A 5228-nucleotide genomic window follows, 5' to 3' on the forward strand; every position below is an offset into this window, starting at 1 on the left:
CAAAAAATCACCTTTCTATTTACGAAGGTGATTACACAACATTCGGTCTATTCCCTATTTTATATATCTAATTTTATTTTACTAAATATTTAATGAATAATCCAAGCAGCATGTTTTCAGTATTTCATAGAATAAAAAAGAGCAAACATGCCTATTTTCTAGGGCTGTTCACTCTATTCTTATTGTGAAAATATTTTTTTATTTGTTTTGAAAGAAAGACCAAATTTCTACTTTTTGAAAAATTTCTTAACTAAGAAATAAATTAGATAGCCAAACCCACCTACAGGGAATAAAATCAGAACTCATAATCATTTTAGACTTGATTTTTGTTCATCAACTTCAGGAATATTGGGTTTATTTACATCAGGCTCTGGCTTAGGCTCTGGCTTAGGCTCTGGCTTAGGCTCTGGCTTAGGCTCTGGCTGTTGAGCAGAACTATCAACATTTTTCATAGCTTCTAAGGCCTTGTCATAGGCATTTTGTAATTCTTTTTGAAGTTGTTCTAGTTCTTCTAAATTGTAATTAAAATTCAATTTAGATTCTATACCCCTGATTTCTAGTAAATATTGAGCTTTGATAGCTTTATAAATTTCGCCATCAAACTCACTTGCTTTAGATTTATAATTGCTTATTTCAGTTTTGATATCATTATATTTATTGCTATAAGTAATATCGTTTCGGATTTTAGTATCATTTTCATCAACAATATCTTGATATTGTTTAATTTGAGAAAGAACATTAATATTAGCAATTTCATTCTCAAGCATTTCTAAAGTATTAATCCATTTTTCATTTAGGTTATTATTATTTAAACTTGAAATATTTTCTATCTGGTTTTCTACTTGTTGTATAAGTTTATCTTTAGAATTTTGAAGCTGTTGCTTTATATTATTCATTGCATCTAAAGCTTGCTTATAGGCATTTTTAATATTTTCTTGTATTTCAACTAATTTATTAGCATCAAAATCAGGTTTTAGTTCGACTTTTAAATTCTTTAAAGCTTGCACATAGGTTTCTTTGATTTGGCTATATCCTTCACCATCAAATTCGTTAGCTTTTTCTTTATATTGTTTCAACATTTCAGATGTTGAATTATATTTTTGGATGTAAGCTAAATCCTCATTTATCTTAGCTTGGAATTTTTCTAATTCTTTTTTATAGTCTTCAAGTTGATTTTGATTTTTGGCTTGAGATGCCTTTTCAAGTAATGCTTCTAATAATTCTTTATTTCTGTTATAAATCAATTCATCAGCTTGACTTTTTATTGAATTTATCAATGTGTTAATCTTTTGAATTAAAACCTTTTTATTTTGCATAAATAAATCTACTTGATTTTTAGCTTTTATAGCTTTGTCATAAGCATTATCTGCTTTTACTTTCAATTCTTGATATAAAGAATCTTTGGTATTTATTAACACTTCTACTGAAGAACTAACTTGTTTTAATTCATTAAATAATGAATTAATTTCACTTAAGTATGTTGGTTTAATTTGTAAATATTTATCAGCATTAAATTCTGATGCTTTAGTCAACATATTAGATAAATATTTTCAAGCTTCTTCATATTTTAATGTAGATGTAACAAAACTATCGATTTCGGGTTTTAACGTGTTTTGTATTGAATTTTTAATACTTATCAATTCACCAACATCATTTGAATTATTTGTTTGAAGTTGTATTTTCTTTAGTTGATCTTGATATTGTAAAGAATATTCATTAAGTTCAGTACTTGTTATATTTAGCAATTTAGTATTTAATTCTTGAATTAACGAATTAATTTCCTTCTTCAAGGATGTAATTACTATATTTTTAATTCCAAGGTCGATTTTATTCTTTTCTTCTTTTGCTTTTTCTAAGGCCTTTAGAACTTCATCATTTTCATCATTAATTTGACTTATAGTATTGGCTTTAGGTAAATTATTAATAATAGATAATAATTCAGCTTTAACATCTGCATATTCAGCTTTACTTAAATCATTTTCAGCATAATTTTTAGCTTCTTCAATACTTTGATTTAAAGTTTCTTTAGCTTTTGCTAAATCTTCGTTATATTTATTTATTAATCTTTCTAATATTGAGGCATATTGAGATAATAAACTTTGAATATCTGCTGAATTTATTGAATTTTCTAAAGCATTAACAATTTGTTGTTTTAAGCTTGCTAATAACTCTTGATCTTGTTTATCAGCATATTCAATCGCTTCAACGTTTGCTTGTTGTTTTTCTTTGAGTTGACTAAATTCACTCTTGTAAGAAGGAATTATATTGTTGAAAATTTGAGCTTCTTGTAATAAAACTAAGTATTCTGACTTATCATTTACATCATTGAATTTATGTGTAAATAGAACTTTTTGATTTTCTGTTAGATTATTTAAAATGTCTAAATCTTTTTGTGGCAGATTTTCTTCTAATGTTGAATTATATATATCTAAAAATGTTTTTAGCTCACTTATAGCGCTAGAAGCATTTAAATTAGATAATTTTTCTTCCAATTCTTTTCTTTGAAAGTTATACAACTTGTTAGAAGTCTTCATATTATCATTAATTTCTTCTAGGCTATTGTTTATAGATTGATCAAAACTTTTTCTAAGTTCAATTGCTTGTGATATAGCAGAATTAATTTGTTCTAAGCTTATAGAATTGTCTAAGATATTCTTTATTTCTTTATATTCATTTTCAAAATTAGTGATATTTCTATCATCTAGAAGTTTAAGTTCTTTATAATCTTGTATAACTGGTAAAGAGTTGTATTGAGAAGTTAGTGTCTCTGTAGCCTTTTGAAGACTAACTAATTCATCAAGTTTATTTTTGAATTTATTTGGATCATTTATATTTTCTAATGCTTTGGCTAAGTCTTTTTGGTTTTCGTTTAATGAATTAATAAACTCTTTATTTTCTATTTGAAGTGGCTTTAATTCTGCGAGTTCATTAGCTTGATTAAATATTTCTTCAGCTTCTGTAGAAGATGTTGCTTGACTTAATTCATTTGAAAAGTAGGTTTCTTGATTAGGAAAAATTTGTAAAGTTTTAACCTTAGCCCTATATTCTTCAACATCATTAATAGTATTTTCTATTTTTTCCAGACTTTTAAGGCTATCAGCAAGGGTTTGTGGTGTTATTGGGCTATTTAAGTTTTGAATTTCATTGCTCAATATATTTATTTTATCTTCATAACTTGTTTTTGATGATGTAGGATACTCATCAAAATTCTTAGAAGCCTTGTACATAGGTAAATTAGTCACTAGATCACGAGCCTGAGCCAAATTATTAGCATATGTAGTAATTTTTGCAATAGCGATTGTTAATGCTTGAGGCTTTTCTAATTCTGCCTTTATATTACTAGCGAAGAAAGCTAATTGTTTATTTGTTAAGTTATGATTTTTTATTGTTAAATTAAGTTCTTCAATATCACTTTTAACTATATTTAGCTTGCTTTTGAGATTTGTTATATTTCCTTCTGCAACATCAAAATTAGCTTGCGATAAATCACTATATTTAGCTGCTAGATTTTCTAATTCACTATTTAATGCTTGAATTTGATTTATTCAGTATGAAATGCCTATATCTGAATCTTTAAGATTCTCTCTTAAAAATGCTAAATAATCATTTATGTCTGTGTCAAAGATGAAAAGATTACTTTTAAGTTTATTTAAGAAGTTTACATAATCTATAAAGTATTGATTTAAGGAACTGAAATTTATTTCGTTTTCAGTAATATTCTTCTTTAAAATAACTTCAAAATTAGCTTTTACATTACTTATTGAAGTTATTAGTTCACTTGTTAAATATTTAGAAAGTAGCTCATTATTTTCTTGAATGAAATTAGCAACATCTTGCTTGAATTTATCATAATTAGAAATTAGATTATTTACATTGCTTTCAAGTGAATCAAATTTGTCTTTTAAATTAGATAGTGCAATCTCGTTTTCTTTATTAGGGCGAATATAATCCACAATTTTGTCTCAGTAGTTATTGCCTAAGTATTTAACTAAATCCATATATCCGAATTGAGTTAGCTTAACCCTTAACTCTCCTATACGCTGTAATAGAGCTAAATAATTTTGATTATGTTGTGTATTACGTACGACTTTATGTGTCGCTACTACATTATATTTTCTTCCTTGATAAAAAGCATTATCAGGAACCATTTTGTAGGCATTGATTTCAATTTTATTTCCTAATTGGAAATAATAATCATCTCCTAAGTTAATAACTTTTTCACTCACATTTTCATTGATTTTAGTTGTATAAATAATTTTTCCATTAAGTGAAAAATCTACTGTGTAACCATTTAAATTTTGCCCATATAACGTTACTTTATTATCATTAACATAAATATCAGATGCTCCAAAACTACTATTTCAAGGTGTTAAATATCCACGCTGTAGTTGTTCATCTGTTAAATAATAATTAGTTTTGAAAATGCTTTCAATTAGACCTACACCTGCAAAATCTGTATAAACAATTCCTAAATTATTATATTGCTGATTTTCAACTAAAAATTGATGCATTTTTGGATCAATATATTCAGCAGATCATCCAGGTCTACCGTTAGCTACTGAAAAGAAATTGAGATAAAGGTGATCATTATCAAATGGTAAGGAATTAGTTTTTTTAATAAATTCTTTAGATTGTTCTATTTTTTCATCTCATCCACTGTCATAGTTATCATTTTGTGTAGATTTATTAATTGCTGACCAATAATCAAATCCACCACTTCATGTATCTGCTTTATATTGGTCTTCAATTTGTAACATTTTGCTTTGAATTGCATTATGTCAAAAGTTTGCTATAACAATTTTTCCTCTAAGATTCTTTAGCTTAAAAGCACTTGCAGGAATATGGTTATATTCTTGGCCAATTTTATTAAATAAGTGTGGGTAAATTTCAGGATCACTTAATATCTCTAAATAATTTTTAGCTGCTTGCATTTGATTTCAGCTATTATGCACATCAAAGTTTTCGTCTTTTATTCTTAGAAAAACAAATTCACTAGGATTTTCTTTTAGGAACTTTACCATTTCCAGCAAAGCACTTTTAACAGTTGATTGTGATTGTACTATCCCATGATAAATATCCATGTTGTAATAAGATCTGATATCAAAAGCTCTAATCCCTGCATTCATTTGTTCTTGTCAATTCATGGATTGTGTTTTTGCATATTGACGAGCAAGAGTTATATTTCACCAATTACCTTTTCCACTATACATACCAGAATCATGTGTTCC

Annotated in this window: 1 protein-coding gene; it reads right to left on the reverse strand. The window is 26.6% G+C overall.

What is annotated here, in order from left to right:
* Positions 1 to 227: 227 nt before the first annotated feature.
* Entirely contained in the window at positions 228 to 5210 is a 4983-nt protein-coding gene (locus ACX1M8_RS03355; RefSeq protein ID WP_458836796.1) for a hypothetical protein, read from the reverse strand.
* Between the last annotated feature and the right edge of the window lie 18 nt (positions 5211 to 5228).

The sequence above is a fragment of the Mycoplasma tracheobuteonis genome, from assembly GCF_054456995.1.